Genomic DNA, 18,226 nt, shown 5'->3' on the forward strand with positions numbered 1-18,226 from the left:
CTGCGCCGGTGGAACCCACCGAACCCACTCGGTCGGGGCGCGGCGATTGGCGCCACAGCCTGCTGCCGCCGGTCGTCGCATGGCTGCTCGCGAACCTCATCACCTGGCTGGTCGCGAAGGAATCCGTTGCCGGAGATGGATCCAGGGTGGCCTATTGGTCAACAGGGGGCCGCCATCGCTGGGATTCTGGACACTACCTGTCCATCGCCAAGACCGGCTACGAAATGTTTTGGTGCCGGGAGCGCTATGCGAATTTCCCTGACGTCATGTGTGGAAATGTTGCCTGGTTTCCCGGCTATCCCATGTCGGTCCGGGCGGTTTCTGCCACCGGGCTGTCGTACGAGCTGTCCGCCGTTGTCGTCACCGAAGTATCCCTCTTCGGCATGTTCGCCGTGCTGTGGTGGTTGCTCGGCGCTCGGCTCACATGGGCCACAGGTCTCACCCTCGCCATCGGTACGGTGTTCCCGGGCGGCATCTACTTTCATGCCGTGTTCCCGATCGCCACCGGAACGCTGGCACTGCTCCTCTGTATCGTCGGAGTGAAGCGCGGATCCTGGGGAATTGCCGCGGCTGGTGGTTTTGTGGCAACCTCCTGTCATCCCGTTGGTGCTGTGGCCGTCGGCATGCTGCTCTTGAGCGCATTGTTCGCGTGGCCGGGGGATACGCGGCCCATACGGTTCGCGAAGGCCGGGTCGGCGGCGGCTCTCGCCGGCTGCGGTGTGCTCTGGGCGAAGTGGCTGATGTGGCAGGCGACGGGCCACTGGGACGCGTACGAGATCATCCAGCGAGCCAGCTACGGGCAAGGCGGTCTACGTCAGCCCTTCGGTGAGATGACGAAGGCCTACGATTTTCCTTTCAGCGACTGGTACAGACCCGAAGGGCACCTGCCGTGGCTGGTGGAACACAGCCTCGCCGCACACAGGAATCAGCTCTGGCTGAACATTGCATTTGTGCTGCTCGTGCTCGCGGCAGCCGCAGTTCAACTCATTCGTAACCGGCGGCTGGAAATCGAGGAGTGGGCGGCCTTGATTGTGACCGTGGAAATCTTCTGGCTGCCGTTCTTCGCCGGCGCGGAAATGTCGTGGTATCGCAATCATGCGCAAATGTTTGTCGGGCTCGTTCTGGTCAGACGCATGTCCCCGTGGGTCCAGGTGCCCATGCTGGTGGCGTGCGCGATCCAGTACGCGTTTTTGGGGGCGATGTTCTTCGCGGGGGTGCTCGTGTAAGAGCCTTCCCGCCACCACCCTCTACTGCAGTTCCTCGTCCGTGTCGCGAGCGACGAAATAGGTGGGCCGGGCTTGGACGGCAGTGTAGATGCGGGCCACGTACTCGCCGAGCATTCCCAGGCAGAAGAGCTGCACGGCGCCGAAGAACAGGAACGTGATGATCAAAGAGGTCCAACCGGGCGGGGTGCTTCCCGTGGCGTAGACCGTGAGGGTCCAGACGAGGAACGCGAGGCAGACGAGGATGCTGACGGCGCCGATCGCCGTTGCCAGTCGCAGTGGGGCTGCTGAGAAGCTGGTGATGCTGTCCAGTGCCAGCAGAACCATTTTGTGCAAGGGGTATTTGGTGGTACCGGCCGCTCGTTCCGCGCGCTGGTAGGTGATCTGGCCGGCGGGGAAACCGAGCGAAGGGATGAGCAGGCGGTAGATCTGCCTCTGGTCGGGGAGGGTTTTGAGGGTTTCCACGACAGGGCGCGACAGCAGACGGAAGTCGCCCGCCTGGGCGGGGACGAAGGAGCCGGCCAGGCGGCGCATGAGCCAGTAGTAGGCGGCGGCAGTGCGGCGTTTGAATCCGGTGTCGGTGGAGCGGTCGGTACGGACGCCGTAGACGATGTCCAGACCGTCTGCCCGGGCCAGCGCGAGCATGTCGGGGATGACTTCCGGCGGATCCTGGAGGTCTGCGTCGATGCTGACCGCATAGGCGCCGCGCGCACGGTGCAATCCGGCGGTGAGGGCGGCTTGGTGCCCGCTGTTTCGCCGGAGGGTCACGATGCGCAGCTGGGGCCAGGCGGTGCGCATGTCTTCCAGCAGATCGGGAGTCTTGTCCGTCGAGCCGTCATCGACGGCGAGGACCTCGTACGGTTCGCCGCACCCGTCCAGGACCGGCCGGAGCCGGGCCCCCAGGACGGGTAGGGACTCCTCCTCGTTGAAGATGGGAACCACGATCGACAGGGCGATCGATCTGCTGCGTGTGTCATACACGCCCTCATGATGTGGGAAGCGCCTGGAGCCGGCATTTCGGGAGACCGGGGCGCGACGGGTTGGCTGCGCGCCGATCCTGCCGGCACCGGAGCGGCCTTTTACCAAGATCGGTTATGGGCGTCAAGTCACGTGTTCGAGTGGCGTGACGCACCTCCTTCGGCAGGGTTTATTTGAAGTACGCCCTCACCGGGGAATCCCCCGGAGGAAATGAGGTCGACATATTTTCCCGGCCCGTTTCCCCGGGCGGTACACAGTCCCCTTTTATTTGCACCGAATGGAGAATTCCCATGTTCGAGCGTTTCTCGACCCGTCGTGTCGTTCTGGCCGGAGCTTCCCTGGCGCTGGTGGGTGGCGGTATCGCCCTTCCGGCGACCGCGATGGCCGCCCCGGCCGCCGCCCCGCAGCAGGCCGTCACCCTGGCCCACAGCGACGACAGCGCCGACGGCATCGGTACCGGCGGTGACGCCAACGCCGAGAACACCACGGTCGGTGGTGAGGCCACCGGTGGCGCCGCGAACTCCGGTGTCGGCGAGTGCAAGGGCAAGTGCGAAGTGACCACGGGCAACGCCACCGGCGGCAACGCCAGTGCCGACGCCACCAACCTGGGTGACGCCACGGCCGTCGGCGGTGACGGCACCGGCACGGGCGGCACCGTGAACAAGGTCAACAAGCAGGTCGTCAAGAACCAGATCAAGCAGGACCTGAAGGCGAAGCTCGGTAAGTGAGGGCCCTGAGAGCCCCGCAGCCCCCGGGAGCCCGTCCCGGCGAGCCGCACCGCACGGCGGACGCCGGAGAGGCACACAGCCTCTCCGGCGTCCGCTGTGTGATGTCGGTGTCGCCCCTCCCTCCCGCGATGGACGCGAGCGGCGCCCCGTACGTGGGGCCGGGCGTTGACCTGCCCGGGTGGCGTGGCGCGCTCCGAGAGGCCGTCGGGCCGCTGCGCAGGTGCGCGGTAGGGCGCTGGGGCCCGGTGTGGCGGGTTCGGCCGCCGCGTGCGGCCGGGGGACCGAGTCCCAGGGGGCCGGTGCCCCGGATCCCGTGAAACGGTGTCACCCTCGGTGTCGCTGCGTCCTCAGCTGCGGCGGTGCCTCGGTCGGTGCGGCCGGCAACCCGGCGTCGCCACGGACCACGCCGACGGAGTGGCCGCGCTCCTCGGTCTCGTGCGACGGCCAGGGTCGCGTGCCGCCGTCGTCGGGCCGGGCCGCCGTAAGGCCACCGCAGGCCGCCGGCCCGCCATCAGGCCCTCGGCGGCGTCGAGACCAGCGTGGACCGTTCCCGGTCGCAGGCCGAGGCCCGGGGCCGCGCCGCCGTGGAGGCCACCACGGTCAGCGCCCGTGCTCCCGGTCGTACGGTTCGGCGATCGTCCGGGCGATGTCCTCCCGCCCCCTCCGGGGCACCGGCCTCGCGGCGGTGCGATGGCCAGGGGTGGGGTGGCCCGTGCTCGACTGCGGCCGAGGACGGGCGGTGAACCGGCCGGAGCACGTCGCGGGCCCGGTGGCTCAGCAGCGCCCGCCCGGTCCTGCGCCCGGCCCGCGGAGAGGTCGGACGGAACTCCGGCTCGTGCCCGGCGAGGTGCCCGCGGCGGACACGGAGGATCACCGTGCCGATGTCGGCGCATCCGGGGACCCGGGCGGCCGGCGATGTCAGCGGGTCGCGCCGAAGTCCTGGGTCCAGTAGGAGTTCGGCTGTGCGAGGCCGACGCCGATCTCCTTGAACGCGCAGTTGAGGATGTTCTCCTTGTGCCCGGGGCTGTTCATCCAGCCGGTCATGACCTGCTCGGGCGTGCTGTAGCCGTAGGCGACGTTTTCGCCGTAGGTCATCCAGGTGTAGCCGGCGCGGGTGATGCGCTCGCCCGGGTTCGAACCGTCGGATCCGGTGTGCGACATGTTGGAGTGCGCGGCCATGTCCTTGCTGTGGTTCAGCGCGGCGGCCGTCAGCTTCTCATTGACGGTGAGCGCCGAACATCCGGCCTTGGCGCGCTCCTTGTTCACGAGGGCCACCACCTCGGCGATCGGGCCGGAGGGTCCAGCGGTCGGGGCGGTCGGCGGCTTCGAGGCGACCGGGGGCGCGGGCCGGACCGGGGCCGGCTTCGCGGGCTGCGTCTGGCTGGGCGGTTTCGGCGCCTCGGTGGAGGGCTTCGCCGTCTGCGGATCCTCCGTCGGCCGGCCTGTCGGCTGACCCGTCGGCTCGGGCGTCCCGATCGGGGTGGCCACGGGGGCCGCCTGGTTCTGAATCGTCGCGACGGGAGAGGGGGCGCTGGGTGAGGTGCGCGCGCCCGGCCTCTCGGAGGCACTCACCGTAGCCGTCTCCTGGGTGCCCAGGCAGGCGATCGCGGCCGTGGGTATGCCCACGATGCCCAGAGTGGCGGCGGCGATCGATATCTTCTTGTGGTGCTTCCTCTTGCGGTGCTTCTGCATACGTGGCCTCACTTGGTTTCTGCGAAGCGTCCTGCGCCTGAGCTGTCTGAACGCCGGGCGGGCCGCCATTCTTAGAAGCCCTGGAACGGGCTGGCAAGTCTCGCCGCCGACCCGGGCGGCGGCGCCGTACGCCGGACTTGAAATGGGCGGACAGTCGTGCTGGCCGTGCGCTCGGCGGCCGCCCTGAAGCAGATGACGGCCATCAGAAATGCCTGTGACGTGGCAAGTTGCACCGGGTCGCCCCGTTCCCGGAGATGCCCATTACGGTGGACAGGGGGAATGTCGGCTCCAGTTGGACAAATCTCGACATATCAGTGAGGCCTCAACGGATGTGATGCTTCCGTGACCATCCGGCCCGCTGTGATGCATGTCACTGTTTGGTGTGGAACCGAAGGTGCTGCCGGGTGTGCGTGCCGTGCCGTAGCTCAGCAGCCGCCCGGCAGCCCGACGAGCACGAGGCATCGCCGGGCTGCCGGACGGGACACCCCACGGACCCGGTCGGTGTGGGCCGGGACGTCGCCGACGGTTACTTGGGCATCAGGACGGAGTCGACGATGTACACGTTCGCGTTGGCGGTCTTGACGTTGCCGCAGACCACACTGGCCGTGTCGTTGACCTTGTAGGACGCCCCGGAGCCGGTGGTGGAGACCATGCCCTTCTGGAGGGTCTCGAAGGACCCGCCCTCCAGCTGCCCCGGAGTGAGCTTCTGTCCGACGACGTGGTACGTGAGGATCTTCGTCAGCGCCTCCTTGTCGGCGAGGACCTTGTCGAGGTCGGCCTTGGGGATCTTCGCGAACGCGTCGTTGGTGGGGGCGAAGACGGTGATGTCCTTGGCGTTGTTGAGGGTGTCGACCAGGCCGGCCCGCTTGACGGCGGCGACGAGCGTGGACAGGGCGGGGTTGTTGGAAGCGGCGGTGGCGACGGGGTCCTTGGCCATGCCGTCGAAGGAGCCCGCGCCCTCCTTCGGGACACCGGCACAGGCCGGGCCGAAGGGTCGGTCGTCCGTCATCGCGCCGTCCGCGGGGGTCCCACCGGACCGGGCCGAGTTGTCGGCGGCAGCGGTGGGCGCCGCCCCGGTGTCGCTGCCGGAGTCGGAGCAGGCGGCCAGGGAGAAGGGCAGCAGGGCGGCTGCGGACACGGCGATCGCGGTGCGGCGGATGCGCATGCTGTTCATGATCAGGTTCTCCTTGAGGGGTGGTTCTTCGGTTCTTCTCGGGTCCGAGAAGGTGTGGGGCGGGTGGGCCGGGCCGGCTCGCGGGCAGCGGCCGTCGGCCGGTTCAGAGGACGGTGACGAAGACGCTGTGCCAGCCGCTCGCTCCGTCGGGGATGGTCCGCGTGCGCTGCTCCGTCTGCACCTGGCCCGGGCCGTCGGTGGCGCGGACGGTGATCGTGTGACCGCCGGAGGCGGCCTTCCACGGGAAGGACCACTGGCGCCAGGTGTCGGCCGTGTCCTGGACTGCCAAGTCGGCGTCCTGCCAAGGGCCTTCGTCGATGCGCACCTCGACGCGGCTGATGCCGCGGTGCTGAGCCCAGGCCACCCCGGCGACCATGACCGTGCCGGGGGAGGGGCGGGCGAACGGCTTGGGGGTGTCGATGCGGGACTGGGTCTTGACCGGGGCCCGGCGAGCCCAATTGCGTGCGACCCAGTACGAGTCGTACGCGTCGAAGGTGGTGAGTTCGATGTCGGCGATCCACTTGCAGGCCGAGACGTAGCCGTAGAGACCGGGGACGACCATGCGGACGGGGAAGCCGTGGTCGAACGGGAGGGGCCGGCCGTTCATGCCGACGGCGAGCATCGCGTCGCGGCCGTCCATCAGGTCCTCGACCGGCGAGCCGAGCGTCATGCCGTCCACGGAGCGGGCCACCAGCTGATCGGCCCCACCGCCCTTGGAGGGCGGCTTGACGCCGCATTCCGCGAGGAGGGCCGCCAGGGGGACACCGAGCCAGCGGGCGTTGCCGACGTAAGGGCCGCCGACCTCGTTCGAGACGCAGGTCAGCGTGATGTCCCGCTCGATCAGCGGGCGCGCCAGGAGGTCCTCGAAGGTGTAGGTGCCAGGCTGGTCGACGCCCTTGCCGTGGATCCGCAGCCGCCACGTGCCCGCGTCCACCTTCGGTACGGCGAGCGCGGTGTCGACGCGGTAGAAGTCACGGTTGGACGTAGCGAAGGAGCTGACTCCCGGCACCTTCACCTGGGAGCCGGCGGGTACGGGGGGAGCGGGCGAGGCCGCGGCCGGCAGAACGAGACTGCTGCGGGAGACGGCGGCCCCCTGGCCCCGTCGACCGGCCAGGGCCCGGCCCAGCGTGCCGGCCCCGGCGGCGGCCCCGGCGGTGGCGGTCGCTGCCACCAGGAATCCCCGCCGGCTCCAGCGGCCCCCGGTGGCCCCACGACCCGAGGGCATGCGGGGCGAGCGGGCCTTTCCCGTCAGGAGGCCCAACACGACGGCCCCGGCCAGGGCTCCCGTAAGCGAGGGGAGCGCGTCACCGGCACCCGCGGAATCGGGCCTGCTCAGAGCCGCAGCCGCACCCAGCGCCCCGAAGCCGAGGACCCCGGCTGCCCCGAGACGCCGGTACCTCAGCGCCAGGACGCCGATGAGAACGGCGAACAGGGCGAGGAGGGCGAGGATGCCGAGCTGGAGGACGAGTTTGTCGTTCTCGCCGAAGGTCCGGATCGCGACGTCCTTCACAGCGGCCGGGGTCCGGTCGATCACCCCGCCTCCGACCGCCGTCACCGGTCCCGCCGCGGGCCGCCCCAGGGCCGCGACCAGCTCGGCCACGCCCAGCGCGGTGAATGCGGCGAGAAGGCCGGACAGTGCGCCTGGGGCGGTCCGGGTGACGGTGCTGCGGAAGCTGCTCACACCCCCGATTCGGCAGCGGCCGCCCGGCGGATTGGCCACCCACTCCAACGAGTGACCCGTCGCCCGAACTCAAGTGCCTGCGCGCTGCGTTCTGCCGCTGTCCGTCTTGTGCGCCGCTCCGGTCGAGGTTCGCGGCCGCGACCACGCGCCGCAGCCGCAGCGGCAGTCACGGCCGCAGCGGCAGTCACGGCCGCGGGCGTGGGCGCGGGCGCGTGGTCGCGTGGTCGCGGGGTCGTGTCTGCCAAGCCTGTCGGCAGGCGCAGCGGCCCGGACCGTCACCGGGCCGGAGCCATCCCGACTTCCCGGCAGCGAAAGGGTCCCTGCGTCCACCCATGTCCGCGAAAACCCTCCCATCCGCCTGCACGTCCGCTACGAAGAAGAGGCACACCCACCCGCTCGATGCGTGGCCGGGCCGCCCTCCGCTGCGGTCCAGCCGCGGATCTCCGGACAAGGACAGCCATGCGATGGAAAACCCGCCCCCGGCCGATCACCCCCGGCCGCCCCTGCGCCTGGTCGCCATGGCCGGAGACCGACCGGTGAACCAGCCCGTTCCGTCCGGTTACGGCCGTGCAGGCCGCCCCGACCTGGCCCAGGTCATGCAGAGGGTCGCGCACGGCGACAAGGAGGCCTTCTCCACCTTGTACGACGCGCTCGCGCCACTGGTCTTCGGGATCGTGATCAAAGTCGTACGCGATCGGGCCCAGTCCGAGGAGGTCGCCCAGGAGGTCATGATCGACCTGTGGCGGCAGGCCGGCCGCTACCGTGCCGACTCCGGCAGCGTCAACACGTGGGCGGCGACCATCGCCCACCGGCGGGCCGTGGACCGGGTCCGATCCGCCCAGGCGTCCGCCGACCGTGACCGCGCCCAGGCCGCCCGCGAGCACCGGACCGCGTTCGACGAGGTCGCCGAGCAGGTCGAGACCCGCCTGGAGAGCGAGCAGGTCCGCCGCTGCCTGCGCGGCCTGACTGAACTGCAGCACCAGGCGGTGACCCTGGCCTACTACCAGGGCCTGACCTACCGTGAAGTGGCGGAGGCCCTCCGCACACCGATTCCCACCATCAAGACACGCATGCGCGACGGGCTGATCCGGCTTCGCGACTGCATGGGGGTGACCACATGAGTCAGCACCGGTCCGACGTCCACGCCCTCGTCGCCGCCTACGCGCTGAACGCCCTCGACGCCAGCGAGCGCGAAGCCTTCACCGGCCACCTCGAACAGTGCGAGGCATGCCGCCAGGAGGCGGCGGAATTCGAGGCCACCGCCGCGCGCATGGCTGCCCCCGCGGCCCAGGCCCCGCCCGCCGCCATGAAGGACCGGACCATGGCGGCTCTCGACGGCGTACGCCAACTCCCGCCCCGCGTCGGCGCATCCGCGTCACCGGCCGCCTTCACGGGCGTGTTGCGGCGCAAGGCCGGCCTCCTCGCCCTGGCCGCGAGTCTGGCCGCCGCGGCTTCGTTCGCCGGACTGGCCGCCTGGCAAAGCCAGGAAGGCGAACGCTACGAGCAGCGGGCCCGGCAGGCCGAGCAGCGCCTCGACGACGTGAGTACGGTCCTGGCCGCTCCCGACGCCCGCACGGCCCACCGGCAGACCAGCAACGGAGCCTCCACCACCGTCGTCGCTTCCAAGCGGCAGAACAAGGCCGTGTTCACCGCCACCGGCCTGCCCGCGCCCGCCCCCGGCAGGACCTACCAGCTCTGGCTCGACCACGAGGGCACCATGCGCCCGGCCGGGTTCGTCGACCACGACGGCACCGTCCTCATCGACGGCGACACCGCCGGAGCCACGGCGGTCGGCCTCACCCTCGAACCCGCAGGAGGATCGTCACAGCCCACCACCGCCCCCCTGCTCCTGATGAAGCTGCCCGCCTGATGAGGCCGGCCACCGGCAGGGCGGTCCGTACGTGACCGATCGGCCGCGCCCCGTCGCTGTGGCAGCTGAAACCACCGTCTGCTCCGCGATGTGCAGACGAAAACCTCCTGATCCGTGGACCGGCGGGTACGTTTCCCCGGGCGCAGCGGCACGTCGCCGAGGCGGGCGGCCGACGTGAGGATCGGTTCGCCGACTTCGACACGACCACCATCACCACGGAGGGGAACCATGTCAGGGATTTCACGGCGTTCACTGCTGGGGTACTCGGGTACGGCTGCGGCGGGAGCCGTTCTCGCCGCCGGCGGCTCGGCCGAGGCGGCGCAGGCGCAGGGCGAGACGGCCGGCACCGCGGCGGCCGCGGCGACACAGCAGACCCAGACCGCGCCCACCTTCCCCCGGGGAACCCAGTTCAAGGGTTCGAGCATGGTCCCCGGCGTGGGCGGAGAAGTAGTGATCACCTTCAGCGTCTCCACGATCGACGCCCCGGCCTCGTACGACATACCGCCCCTGGAGCTCGCCAACGCCCTCAACAAGATCGCCCAGGACCACGGCTGGTCCCCGATCACCTTCTACGGCACACCCGCACCCGCCCCCCTCACCCCGTGACGATCCCACCGCAGGTCGGCAGCGCGCAGGGCTCATAACCCAGACGTCGCGGGTTCACATCCCGCCCCGGCCACCAGAAGGACGGGCCCGCCGGCATACGTGCGGCAGGCCCGTTCGCCGTTCTCCGTCCCCCGGGCTACTTCGGAGCCACCCGACAGGCCTGGGTGGCGATGTCCTTCGAGATGCCGGCCTCGTCGAGGCTGGCGGTGCAGCTGGTCTGGTTGCCGATCTGGCCCTCGTAACACGCCTGCCGGACGGTGCCCGTGACCTGCGCGTTGTGCTGCGCGACGTACTGCTCGCAGGCCTGGGAGTCCGCGTGGGCGGCGGTGGAGGCCGGGGCGGAGAAGAGGACGCCGCCGACGGCGAGGGCCAGGCCGGCGAGGATGCTGGGGATACGAGCCGACGAACGCATGCGGATGCACCTGCTCTCTCGGTCGGTCACGCGATCCGCGCGTGTGCCGGACCGCGGGCGGGGGAGGCGCGGAGCAGACCGGTCCGAGGGGGCGACCGGCTCGCAGCATCGGCCATCCTCGCCCTTCCGACGCTAGAGCACGCCAACGGTGCACGCACTTTCAGGGCCCACGTACTCCGGGTACGGAGGAAGTGGTTGACCGTACCGATTCCCAGGCGGGGTTTTCGCGGTCCGGGGCGGCGGACGGCCGAACGCACGGGACCGGAACCCCTCCCTCAGCGCCGCCGCCCGGCCCCGCCCCGGTGATCATGAAAGGCGGCGCGTGAGGGAGAATGCGAACGGCCGGACATCCCGGCCCCGACGACGAACAGGAGCAGGCCCGTTGACCGAGGAGGAGGGGCGTGAACGAGTCCAGGAGTTCGTGCAACCGGGGGAGCGGCTCGTCACCTGGTGCTCCTTCGAACTCGGTCCGGGCGTGCCGACTCCGCCCGAGTCGCTGCTCGCCCCGCCGGAGCCGTCCGGGCTCCAGCGGCGGATCGAAGAGAGGCTGCCCGGACCGCTGAAGCAGTTGGCCAAGGCCCGCGCGCTCGACCCCCGCCGGTCGAGGCCGGCCGCCGCGGCGGCCGCGATCGACCGCATGCCGGACGCGGTGGACGCCCTCGGCACCCGGTTGATGCACGGCAAGAGCATGGAGGGCGGCTGGCAGAGCGCGGCCGGGCACTTCGTCATCGGCCGGGCCAACGCGCGCGGCTCGGTCACGGGCGTACTGGCCGTCACGGACAGGCGCTGGTTCGGCCTGAGCGACGTCTCACAGCTCTGGCAGATGACACCGGTCATGAAGCAGTACTGGGAAGCGCCCCGGTCGGCCGTCTCCGCCTTGCGCGCCAACCCGACGGGCGTGCTCCAGAAGGGGCGCATGGACATCGAGTTCACGGACGGCTCCTGGGTCGCCGTCGTCGCCTCGGTACCCCGTAACGCGGCAGGCTTCGTCGCGGCCGCCGCCCGCTTCCCGCGCTAGTGCTGTGACCGGCAAGGTCCCCCGGGTCGCAGGGGTGCCGGCAAGGCCGGGGCGGCGGGGGAGCGGGCGCTCCTGCGCGGTGGCCGCGTCAGACCTGGCGGCGCGCGGGCCGGGGCGGCACCACGGATCGGCGCCGGCCCTCCAGTGTCAGCACTCCGCGCCGTGCTTGTAGCCGGCCAGGCGTCCCCAGGGCGTCCACGTACCGTCACGTCCGCGGGCGCAGTGGTACATGGCGCCGTCCGTGCCGTAACTGAGCAGTTGGGCCGACCCGTCGGGCATGCCGGTGATCGACACCTTGGTCGCCCCCCAGCGGCCGTTCGCGGTGAAGCCGGGCAGGGCCCGGAACCCGGGCAGCCCGCCGTCGGCGCGGCGCTGCTGGTGGAAGGTGGCGCCGTCCATGGCCGTCACCACGATGTGGCAGGTGCCGTCGGGGAAGGCGGCGATGTCCGCCTCGCGGACGGTGAACCCGGCCGAGCCGTCCGGTCCCGCTACGCGCTGCCAGGGCCGGAGCGTGGTCGAACCCCGTACGACGGTCAGCCACAGGCCGTTGTCGGGCGCGATGCCCAGCACCACGACGGAGCCGTCCGCCATGCCGGCCACGGCGCTCTGGACCCCTGCGAACGAGGCCGTTCCGGCGGCGGCACCCGGTAGCGGACGCATGCTGCTCCACGACCCGTCGGGGCGGCGCTCGGTGTGGAAGAGCGCGCGGCGCTCCACGTCGTACGGGGGCAGTTGGGCCGAGTAGAACCACACCGGGTTGGTGACGGCCACCAGTTGGTCCAGCGTGGTGGAGGCGGGCTCGGGCCGGCGCACCTCGGCCCGGGCGAACAGCGAGGCCTTGCCCCAGCCGCGCCAGCGCAGCTGCCCCCTGCCGCTGCCGTCGATACAGGCGGCGGCCATGATGCCCCACTCGGTGTACAGCGTGGCGATGCTGTCCGGGGCGCCCGTCACGTCCAGGGTCACGTCGACCGTGTCGAAGAGGGACAGGGGCAGTTCCTCGCCGGGTCCCGCGACGGCCCCGCCGGCGTGGGCGGTGAAGTCCACGGCCACGGCGGCGGATTCGACGGCGTACGACCGGCCCAGGCGCAGTGCGTCCAGTACGGCGGGCGTCGACAGGCTGGTGGCGCGTACCACGTTGTGGGGTCGGCCGACGGCGTCCGCGGGGCTGTGGGCGTCGCTGTTGCCGACGGCGGCGACCCGCTTGCCGAGGCAGAGCATGACGTGCCAGGCGGCGATGTTGGCCGCGTCGTCCAGGGTCCACGGCCCGTTCCACACCTCCAGCGCGTCCACGCGGTCGAGGCCGAACTCCCAGAAGGATCCCGCCGCCGGAGTGAGCGGATGGGCGGCGATCGTGAGTCCGCCCAGACTGTGCACGCGCCTGGCGTGTCCGTCGAACGCCCCCTGGTCCGCGGGGCCGTAGCGCCAGTCCACCCATTCGCCCTGCGGCAGACCGACGGCCAGCCAGTGGCCGTGGCGGGTGGTGACCTCCTCGGCGTTGATGACCAGCAGGTCGGTCGGGACGTTGCCGTGCCATGTCATGCCGGTGGAGCTGGTGTTGTGGTCGGACGTGGCGATGAAGTGCAGCCCCTCCCGGCGCGCGGCCGCGACGATCTCGTCCACCGTGCGCTGCCCGTCGGAGTGCACGCTGTGCAGGTGCAGATCGCCCGGTACCAGCCGGGTCCCCGCCCCGCCACCGAGGCCGGCAGGATGTCGTACGGGGTCCGGGGCAGCGGGTCTCCGTGGTGCAGGGTGACGTCGACCTGCCAGGCCATGCCGCCGACGGCGCCGACCATCGGACCCAGGATGACGGACCAGCTGCCGGGCTCGACGGGCCCGGGCACGTAGCCGGGGGTGGCATCCGCCGCGGAGAGGGTGAACCCGGCCCGCTCGCCGCCCGACCAGCCGCGGAAGCCGGAGGGGCCGAAGATTCCGAGGTCCAGGATGCCGGCGGCGGCGTCGTGCGAGGTGGCGACGGAGATCCGCTGCACCCCGGCGGGGACGTCGAACGCGACGTACGCCCACTGGTCGTTGCCCTGCGGGGCACGGCCCCGGTGGGTGGTGGTCACGGTGTCGGTCCCCTCGCCCCGCGTTGCGGCGTGCACCATCGGCGCGGGAACCAGCGCGGCGGCTCCGCCCGCGGCCAGCAGGGCCCCTAACCGGAGCAGGGACCGGCGCTCGACGCCCGGGCCCGGGTCGGGGCCCGGGCCGGGGCCGGGCACGACGTTCGGAAGGTGTTCACTCGGCACGGCGGTGCTCTCCGTTCGCGTGAAGTGGCGTGGAAGGCGTGCGGGTGCGAGGACGTGCTGGGGCGCACGGGGGTGAGGGGGCGTACCCGCGCGAGGACGTACGGGGTGTACGGGGGTTGGCGTGGACGGATCCGTACGAGGACGGGTACGGGAGTGGGGGAGGCGCGGCGAGCGGCGGTCCCGCCCGGGGGCGCGGGACCGCCGGCGCCCTAACGGTGCGAGCGCTGGGCCTCGACGATCTGTCGCACGGAGCCGTCGACGGCCGCCCGGCCCTGGACCCGCTCGGCGAATCCGGGGAACTGCCCGGCGATGGCGCTCAGCAGCCGCAGCTCCAGTGGCGCCACGTTGACCTCGCACCGGTCGCGACGGACGGCTCGTACGACGCCGTCGGCGACCTGGCCGGGTGTGACGGTCCTGATGCCGTTGGGCGTGGCGGCACCGGTGGCCGCGAACATCCCGGCGTCGCGGACGAAGCCCGGCTGGACCAGGGACACCCCCACCCCCGTGCCCCTGAGCTCCTGGCGCAGGGCGAGGGCGAATCCGCGCAGCCCGAACTTCGTCGCGTTGTAGAGGGAGGTCGACTTCGTCGCCGCCTTGCCGGAAAGGGAACCGACCAGCACGATGTGGCCGCGCCCACGCGCCACCATGTGCCCCGCGTGCAGCCGGGCCAGCAGGAGGGGCGCGCGCAGGTTGACGTCGAGGGCGCGGTCGAGCTGCTCCTCGCTGTAGTCCAGGAGGTCGCCGCTGGCGGGCAGGGCCGCGTTCGCGACGAGGACGTCCGTCTCGGCGCAGGTCTCGGCGAGGCGGAGGACGTCGGACCGGACGGCCAGATCGGCGACCACGGTACGGGCCCCGCAGGCGTCCGCGGTGGCCTTGAGGGCTTCCTCCCGCCGCCCGGTGACGGTGAGGCGCGCCCCCTCCGCGGTCAGACGCGCCGCCAGGGTGGAGCCGATGCCTCCGGTGGCTCCCGTGAGTAGGACGTTCGATCCGGATATGTCCACGATGACTCCCCTGCTGCGTCCCTCTTCTGTTCGTTCGAACGAACAGTATGGACCGCTCCGCCCCTTGTCCACACGTCCGGCGTCCCCCAACTCCCCATCCCCGCTTGGGCGGTCGCGCCGGCCGATGGGGCAGAATGTCGACATGTCCCATGCTTCCGACACCCGCCAGAGCATCATCGACGCCGTACTGCGGATCATCGGGCAGGACGGTATCGCCGCCGTCACCAACCGGCGGATCGCCAAGGAGGCCGGAGTTTCCCTCGGTTCCGTCACCTACCACTTCGCCACCCAGCACGGGCTGCTGCGCGAGAGCCTGCTGCACTTCGTGGCCGAGGAGACCCGGCACTTCACGGCGCTCGCCGACGCGTGCTCCGACGGGCACTTCGACATCGGGCAGGCCGCGGAGGTGGTGGCGCAGGTCGCGGGCGGCAATGCCTTCGACAGTCGTCACATCGCGCCCTTCGAGCTGTACGTCCAGGCCGGCCGCGACGAACGGCTGCGTGCCGCCGCGGCCGAGTGCTTCGCCGCCTACGACCTGCTGGCCACCCGGATCCTGACCCACCTCGGCGTGCGGGACCCCGCACGCCTGGCGGGCGTGGCCGTCGCCCTGGTATTCGGGCAGCAGCTGCGCCGCCTGGCCACCGGCGCCCCCGCCGAGGACCTCGTCGACACCCTGCTGATCCTCACCGAGTTCGCCCCGGTGGAGAGCCCGTAGACGTCGGCGGCCCGCCGGGGATCAGCGCGGACATCAGGCCGGGGCGATGGCTCGTACCGACCGGTAATTTCAGCCAATTGTTGTCGCGCCCCTGACAGACCCCTGACAGTTCGCGGCGGCTGTGGGACGCTCCCGGCGCGCACTCCGCACCCTCTGAGAGGCCCAGCGCCTCGCCCACCCCCACCAGTACGTGGCATGGAGGAGCGAACATGAGGCACATCACGCCCATCATCACGCACAGGACCCGCATCTCACGCGTCGTCGGGATCGCGGCGCTGGCCGTCGCGGCGGCCTTCGCCGGTACCGGCACCGCCCTCGCGCACGGCCCCGGCGCCTCGGTCGCCGAACAGAAGGTCGACGGCGTGATGGCGGTCGCCGGCAACAGCTGCAGCTGGACCGGCGCGAGCACCAGCGCGGCCGCCCCGGACGCCCTCACCGTCGACCGCGCCACGGTCAACGCCCCCGGAGGCAATCTGGCCTGCGGCGGCGGCATCGCCGCCTCCCTCAACAACAACCCCGCCTTCACCTTCGACGACGCCGCCGGTACGGCGCGGACCGATCTGATCGACATCACCGGCAAGCAGAGCTTCATCTCCTGCCGTTACAAGGCGACGAACATCGTGTGGGACCGCGACGGGGTGAGCCGGAAGTACGTCAACCGGGCCTTCACCGCCACGAAGACCTCGGGCAGCTTCCTCTGTCCGGGCTCGGTCACCACCCCGGCCGGGGACGCCTCCATGCTCTTCCGCTGAGCCGCCCGCTCCTCATGACGGCCGCCTCCTGGGCCGGTTCCAGGTCCCGCTAAGGGCCCGCTTCGGCGCCGCTTCGGGGCCCTGCCGAATCCCCTGCCAGGAGGTGGCCGGTGCGGTACGGCGCTGCACCGCCGGCCGAATAGGGCGAAATAGCGATAAGCGGGTTCTTGTGGGCAAAGGGCTCGTCGATCATAATCCGCGTGTCAGGTTCGAGCCCCGCTCCCGGTCTCCGGCCGTCGGCATGCTCGATCCCGGGATCCCGCGATGCCGCTTGCCGTCCCGGCTCGGTCCGTGCGGGCCCCGTCGCCGGCGTCGGGACGTGGCTCCGGCGACCAGGCCGGTACAACCGCCCGCCACAACGCCTTGACCAAGGAAAGGAGCCGACCGGGGTGCTGAGCAGCGGTGAGTACGCGGCCAAGCTGAAGACCGCATGCGTGGGGACACTGCTGCTCGTCGCCGGTTTCGCCGCCGTCTCGTGCGGCGGCGAAGGCAACACGGCCGGCGCGAGCGGCGAAGTCACGGTCGTCTACGAGGACGACACGATCAAGCCGAAGGACCGGCATGCCGTAGAGGTGGTCCGGAAGTCCGGCGTGCTCGAGCAGACCGCCGACTGGGTGAACAAGTCGGTCGACCTCCCGCACGACCTGGTCGTGAAAGTCACCGGCAAGGTACCGCCGGGGGTCACGGACGCGGTCACCCAGCCCGACGGCAGGACCGTCTTCGTGCCCCCGGCGTTCCTGACCCAGATCCAGGAGACCCTCAGGGACGTGGTCAAGACCGTCAAGCGGCCCGCCCTCGTCCCCGAAGCCCAGTTCAACGCCGACGACCTGACCTCGCTGTCGACCCAGTTCATCTTCGGCCACGAGATGGGCCACGCCCTGCAACGCCAGCTTCTCCTGGCGAACCTCGGCCTAGAGGAGGACGCCGCCGACGGGTTCGCCTCGTTCTACACCGTCAACCAGGTGGGGCCGGGGCCGACGCTGGCAGCCGCAATCCTCTTCGACGAGATCGCCCGCAGGGAGGGCAAGCTGACGCTGGAGGGGTTCGCGAGCGATCACCCCGTAACCCAGCAACGGGTCTTCACCTTCCTTTGCTACCTGGAGGGAAGCGACCCGAAGACGTTCTACGGGCCCATGGTCGACGCGGGTTACCTGCCGAAGACCCGCGCCCCACTGTGTCCGCAGGCCTGGGCGATGCTCGACTACGGCTGGTGGACGCAACTCCAGCCGCATTTCACCGAGGCGTTCAAGGAGCAGGGCGACAAGACGCAGGAGAAGGCACTCGACCACCTGACCGCGGAGACGAAGGCCTTCGAGAAGCAGCTCGACAAGCTCCGCAGCGAGCAATGAGCATCCAGGGCCGTCGGCGCGTGCGGCCGGGGCCACCCCTCGCGGGTCCGGGCGCCGTCCCGGGGCGGTCCCGTCAGTCGTGGGGGCCGAACCGCACCGATGGGACACGGTCCCGGAGGCTGCGGTCGAGGAGGACCAGGGAGTCGATGCCCATGCGTGTGGTGAGGCCGTCCTCCTCGATGCGCGACAGCAGTTCGGTGAGTCCCCGCTGATGGGTTTCGAAGGCCCGGCGTGAAGCCGGGCGTCGCCGCGCCCGTTGGCCCGACAGTGCTTCCTGGGGGCCGACGTCGAGCAGCACCATGTGCAGCGGGCGTTCGGCTCCGCGTGCCGCCTGTGCAAGCCATCGGCGCATCCATGCCCTGCCGCCGCAGTCGTGGATGAGCAGCGGCTGACCCCGTCGGATCTCGGAACGCGTCCACCGCATGTGTCTCAGCCGTGCCCACGGCCGGTAGACCGCGTACGGAAGCCACACGGGCATCCACGCCTCGTACGCGGTGCGGGTGGCGCGGGGATCCACGGCGGTGGCGGCCGGGGACCAGGCGCGCAGGAGCGTGCTCTTCCCGCTGCCGGGCAGGCCCGCGACGATGACCGCGGCGTGGGACGGGTAGGACAGCTCGATCTCCCGGTCGCCGCTGCCCCGTAGATCGACGATTCCCCGTGGCGCGATGCGGCGGTGCGGGCGTATGCCGAGCGGGTCCGTGACGACCCCGATGTCCTGGGGTCGTTCCGTTCCGCACGCGGTGCCGAGGGGTGTGCTCACAACTGTTGGGCCGTCCGGATC

18 protein-coding genes are annotated in these 18,226 nt (G+C 71.1%); 9 read left to right on the forward strand and 9 right to left on the reverse strand.

Annotated elements, in window-relative coordinates; all coding sequences use genetic code 11:
- Positions 1–8: 8 nt before the first annotated feature.
- Positions 9–1,226, forward strand: a complete 1,218-nt coding sequence (locus ACFCZ1_RS03895) for a hypothetical protein (protein ID WP_376676711.1) — start codon at positions 9–11, stop codon at positions 1,224–1,226.
- A gap of 21 nt (positions 1,227–1,247) precedes the next feature.
- Here the strand turns inward: ACFCZ1_RS03895 and ACFCZ1_RS03900 are convergent, their stop codons facing one another.
- Positions 1,248–2,204 (reverse strand): glycosyltransferase family 2 protein, encoded by a 957-nt coding sequence (locus tag ACFCZ1_RS03900; protein ID WP_376676712.1) that lies wholly within the window; start codon positions 2,202–2,204, stop codon positions 1,248–1,250.
- Positions 2,205–2,491: 287 nt separating this feature from the next.
- Here ACFCZ1_RS03900 and ACFCZ1_RS03905 point away from each other — a divergent pair, with 287 nt between their 5' ends.
- Positions 2,492–2,929 carry a hypothetical protein gene (locus ACFCZ1_RS03905; protein ID WP_376676713.1) on the forward strand — a complete coding sequence of 146 codons (438 nt, stop codon included), beginning with the start codon at positions 2,492–2,494 and terminating at the stop codon, positions 2,927–2,929.
- Between the two features lie 918 nt (positions 2,930–3,847).
- On the opposite strand, the gene ACFCZ1_RS03910 is transcribed toward ACFCZ1_RS03905, so the two are convergent.
- The 3 genes from ACFCZ1_RS03910 to ACFCZ1_RS03920 all read right to left on the reverse strand — a co-directional run bounded on the left by ACFCZ1_RS03910 (position 3,848) and on the right by ACFCZ1_RS03920 (position 7,485).
- Positions 3,848–4,621, reverse strand: coding sequence for a CAP domain-containing protein (locus ACFCZ1_RS03910; RefSeq protein ID WP_376676714.1), 774 nt, complete (start codon positions 4,619–4,621; stop codon positions 3,848–3,850).
- Positions 4,622–5,147: 526 nt separating this feature from the next.
- The gene (locus ACFCZ1_RS03915; protein WP_376676715.1) at positions 5,148–5,795 is read right to left on the reverse strand and encodes a fasciclin domain-containing protein; all 648 of its coding nucleotides are present in this window, start codon (positions 5,793–5,795) and stop codon (positions 5,148–5,150) included.
- Between the two features lie 103 nt (positions 5,796–5,898).
- The gene (locus ACFCZ1_RS03920) at positions 5,899–7,485 is read right to left on the reverse strand and encodes a molybdopterin-dependent oxidoreductase (RefSeq protein WP_376676790.1); all 1,587 of its coding nucleotides are present in this window, start codon (positions 7,483–7,485) and stop codon (positions 5,899–5,901) included.
- Between the two features lie 509 nt (positions 7,486–7,994).
- On the opposite strand from ACFCZ1_RS03920, the gene sigK reads away from it, so the two are divergent.
- The 3 genes from sigK to ACFCZ1_RS03935 all read left to right on the forward strand — a co-directional run bounded on the left by sigK (position 7,995) and on the right by ACFCZ1_RS03935 (position 9,952).
- Complete coding sequence (gene sigK, locus ACFCZ1_RS03925) at positions 7,995–8,597, forward strand: ECF RNA polymerase sigma factor SigK (RefSeq protein WP_376676791.1); 603 nt, start codon at positions 7,995–7,997, stop codon at positions 8,595–8,597.
- Positions 8,594–9,346 carry an anti-sigma factor gene (locus tag ACFCZ1_RS03930; protein ID WP_376676716.1) on the forward strand — a complete coding sequence of 251 codons (753 nt, stop codon included), beginning with the start codon at positions 8,594–8,596 and terminating at the stop codon, positions 9,344–9,346. Before sigK ends, ACFCZ1_RS03930 begins: the two co-directional genes overlap by 4 nt.
- 228 nt (positions 9,347–9,574) lie before the next feature.
- Positions 9,575–9,952, forward strand: a complete 378-nt coding sequence (locus tag ACFCZ1_RS03935) for a hypothetical protein (protein ID WP_376676717.1) — start codon at positions 9,575–9,577, stop codon at positions 9,950–9,952.
- A 136-nt stretch (positions 9,953–10,088) separates the two neighbouring features.
- Here ACFCZ1_RS03935 and ACFCZ1_RS03940 read toward each other — a convergent pair whose 3' ends face one another.
- Complete coding sequence (locus ACFCZ1_RS03940; protein ID WP_376676718.1) at positions 10,089–10,364, reverse strand: hypothetical protein; 276 nt, start codon at positions 10,362–10,364, stop codon at positions 10,089–10,091.
- A 382-nt stretch (positions 10,365–10,746) separates the two neighbouring features.
- Here ACFCZ1_RS03940 and ACFCZ1_RS03945 point away from each other — a divergent pair, with 382 nt between their 5' ends.
- Positions 10,747–11,382: a hypothetical protein gene (locus tag ACFCZ1_RS03945; RefSeq protein ID WP_376676719.1), complete on the forward strand. Its 636-nt coding sequence runs from the start codon at positions 10,747–10,749 to the stop codon at positions 11,380–11,382.
- Between the two features lie 147 nt (positions 11,383–11,529).
- On the opposite strand, the gene ACFCZ1_RS03950 is transcribed toward ACFCZ1_RS03945, so the two are convergent.
- From ACFCZ1_RS03950 to ACFCZ1_RS03960, 3 genes are all read right to left on the reverse strand, one after another.
- A complete protein-coding gene (locus ACFCZ1_RS03950) occupies positions 11,530–13,026 on the reverse strand; it encodes a CehA/McbA family metallohydrolase (RefSeq protein WP_376676720.1) in 1,497 nt (498 codons plus the stop codon).
- Positions 12,918–13,628 (reverse strand): hypothetical protein, encoded by a 711-nt coding sequence (locus ACFCZ1_RS03955; RefSeq protein WP_376676721.1) that lies wholly within the window; start codon positions 13,626–13,628, stop codon positions 12,918–12,920. Before ACFCZ1_RS03955 ends, ACFCZ1_RS03950 begins: the two co-directional genes overlap by 109 nt.
- 209 nt (positions 13,629–13,837) lie before the next feature.
- A complete protein-coding gene (locus ACFCZ1_RS03960) occupies positions 13,838–14,629 on the reverse strand; it encodes an SDR family NAD(P)-dependent oxidoreductase (protein ID WP_376676722.1) in 792 nt (263 codons plus the stop codon).
- Between the two features lie 142 nt (positions 14,630–14,771).
- Between ACFCZ1_RS03960 and ACFCZ1_RS03965 the strand changes: the two genes are divergently transcribed.
- From ACFCZ1_RS03965 to ACFCZ1_RS03975, 3 genes are all read left to right on the forward strand, one after another.
- Complete coding sequence (locus ACFCZ1_RS03965; protein ID WP_376676723.1) at positions 14,772–15,344, forward strand: TetR/AcrR family transcriptional regulator; 573 nt, start codon at positions 14,772–14,774, stop codon at positions 15,342–15,344.
- Between the two features lie 209 nt (positions 15,345–15,553).
- Positions 15,554–16,096 carry a hypothetical protein gene (locus ACFCZ1_RS03970; RefSeq protein ID WP_376676724.1) on the forward strand — a complete coding sequence of 181 codons (543 nt, stop codon included), beginning with the start codon at positions 15,554–15,556 and terminating at the stop codon, positions 16,094–16,096.
- 389 nt (positions 16,097–16,485) lie between these two features.
- The gene (locus ACFCZ1_RS03975; protein WP_376676725.1) at positions 16,486–17,445 is read left to right on the forward strand and encodes a DUF4344 domain-containing metallopeptidase; all 960 of its coding nucleotides are present in this window, start codon (positions 16,486–16,488) and stop codon (positions 17,443–17,445) included.
- A 73-nt stretch (positions 17,446–17,518) separates the two neighbouring features.
- On the opposite strand, the gene ACFCZ1_RS03980 is transcribed toward ACFCZ1_RS03975, so the two are convergent.
- Positions 17,519–18,205, reverse strand: coding sequence for an AAA family ATPase (locus tag ACFCZ1_RS03980; protein ID WP_376676726.1), 687 nt, complete (start codon positions 18,203–18,205; stop codon positions 17,519–17,521).
- Between the last annotated feature and the right edge of the window lie 21 nt (positions 18,206–18,226).

The sequence above is a fragment of the Streptomyces sp. NPDC056224 genome, assembly GCF_042267665.1.
In the GTDB taxonomy this organism is placed as follows: Bacteria; Actinomycetota; Actinomycetes; order Streptomycetales; family Streptomycetaceae; genus Streptomyces.

Bases quoted from the DNA above. Each gene is read 5' to 3' on its own strand.
- ACFCZ1_RS03940 (WP_376676718.1), bottom strand. From the start codon at position 10,364: ATGCGTTCGTCGGCTCGTATCCCCAGCATCCTCGCCGGCCTGGCCCTC.
- ACFCZ1_RS03915 (WP_376676715.1), bottom strand. From the start codon at position 5,795: ATGAACAGCATGCGCATCCGCCGCACCGCGATCGCCGTGTCCGCAGCC.
- ACFCZ1_RS03970 (WP_376676724.1), top strand. From the start codon at position 15,554: ATGAGGCACATCACGCCCATCATCACGCACAGGACCCGCATCTCACGC.
- ACFCZ1_RS03965 (WP_376676723.1), top strand. From the start codon at position 14,772: ATGTCCCATGCTTCCGACACCCGCCAGAGCATCATCGACGCCGTACTG.
- ACFCZ1_RS03905 (WP_376676713.1), top strand. From the start codon at position 2,492: ATGTTCGAGCGTTTCTCGACCCGTCGTGTCGTTCTGGCCGGAGCTTCC.
- ACFCZ1_RS03910 (WP_376676714.1), bottom strand. From the start codon at position 4,621: ATGCAGAAGCACCGCAAGAGGAAGCACCACAAGAAGATATCGATCGCC.
- ACFCZ1_RS03930 (WP_376676716.1), top strand. From the start codon at position 8,594: ATGAGTCAGCACCGGTCCGACGTCCACGCCCTCGTCGCCGCCTACGCG.
- ACFCZ1_RS03935 (WP_376676717.1), top strand. From the start codon at position 9,575: ATGTCAGGGATTTCACGGCGTTCACTGCTGGGGTACTCGGGTACGGCT.
- sigK (WP_376676791.1), top strand. From the start codon at position 7,995: ATGGCCGGAGACCGACCGGTGAACCAGCCCGTTCCGTCCGGTTACGGC.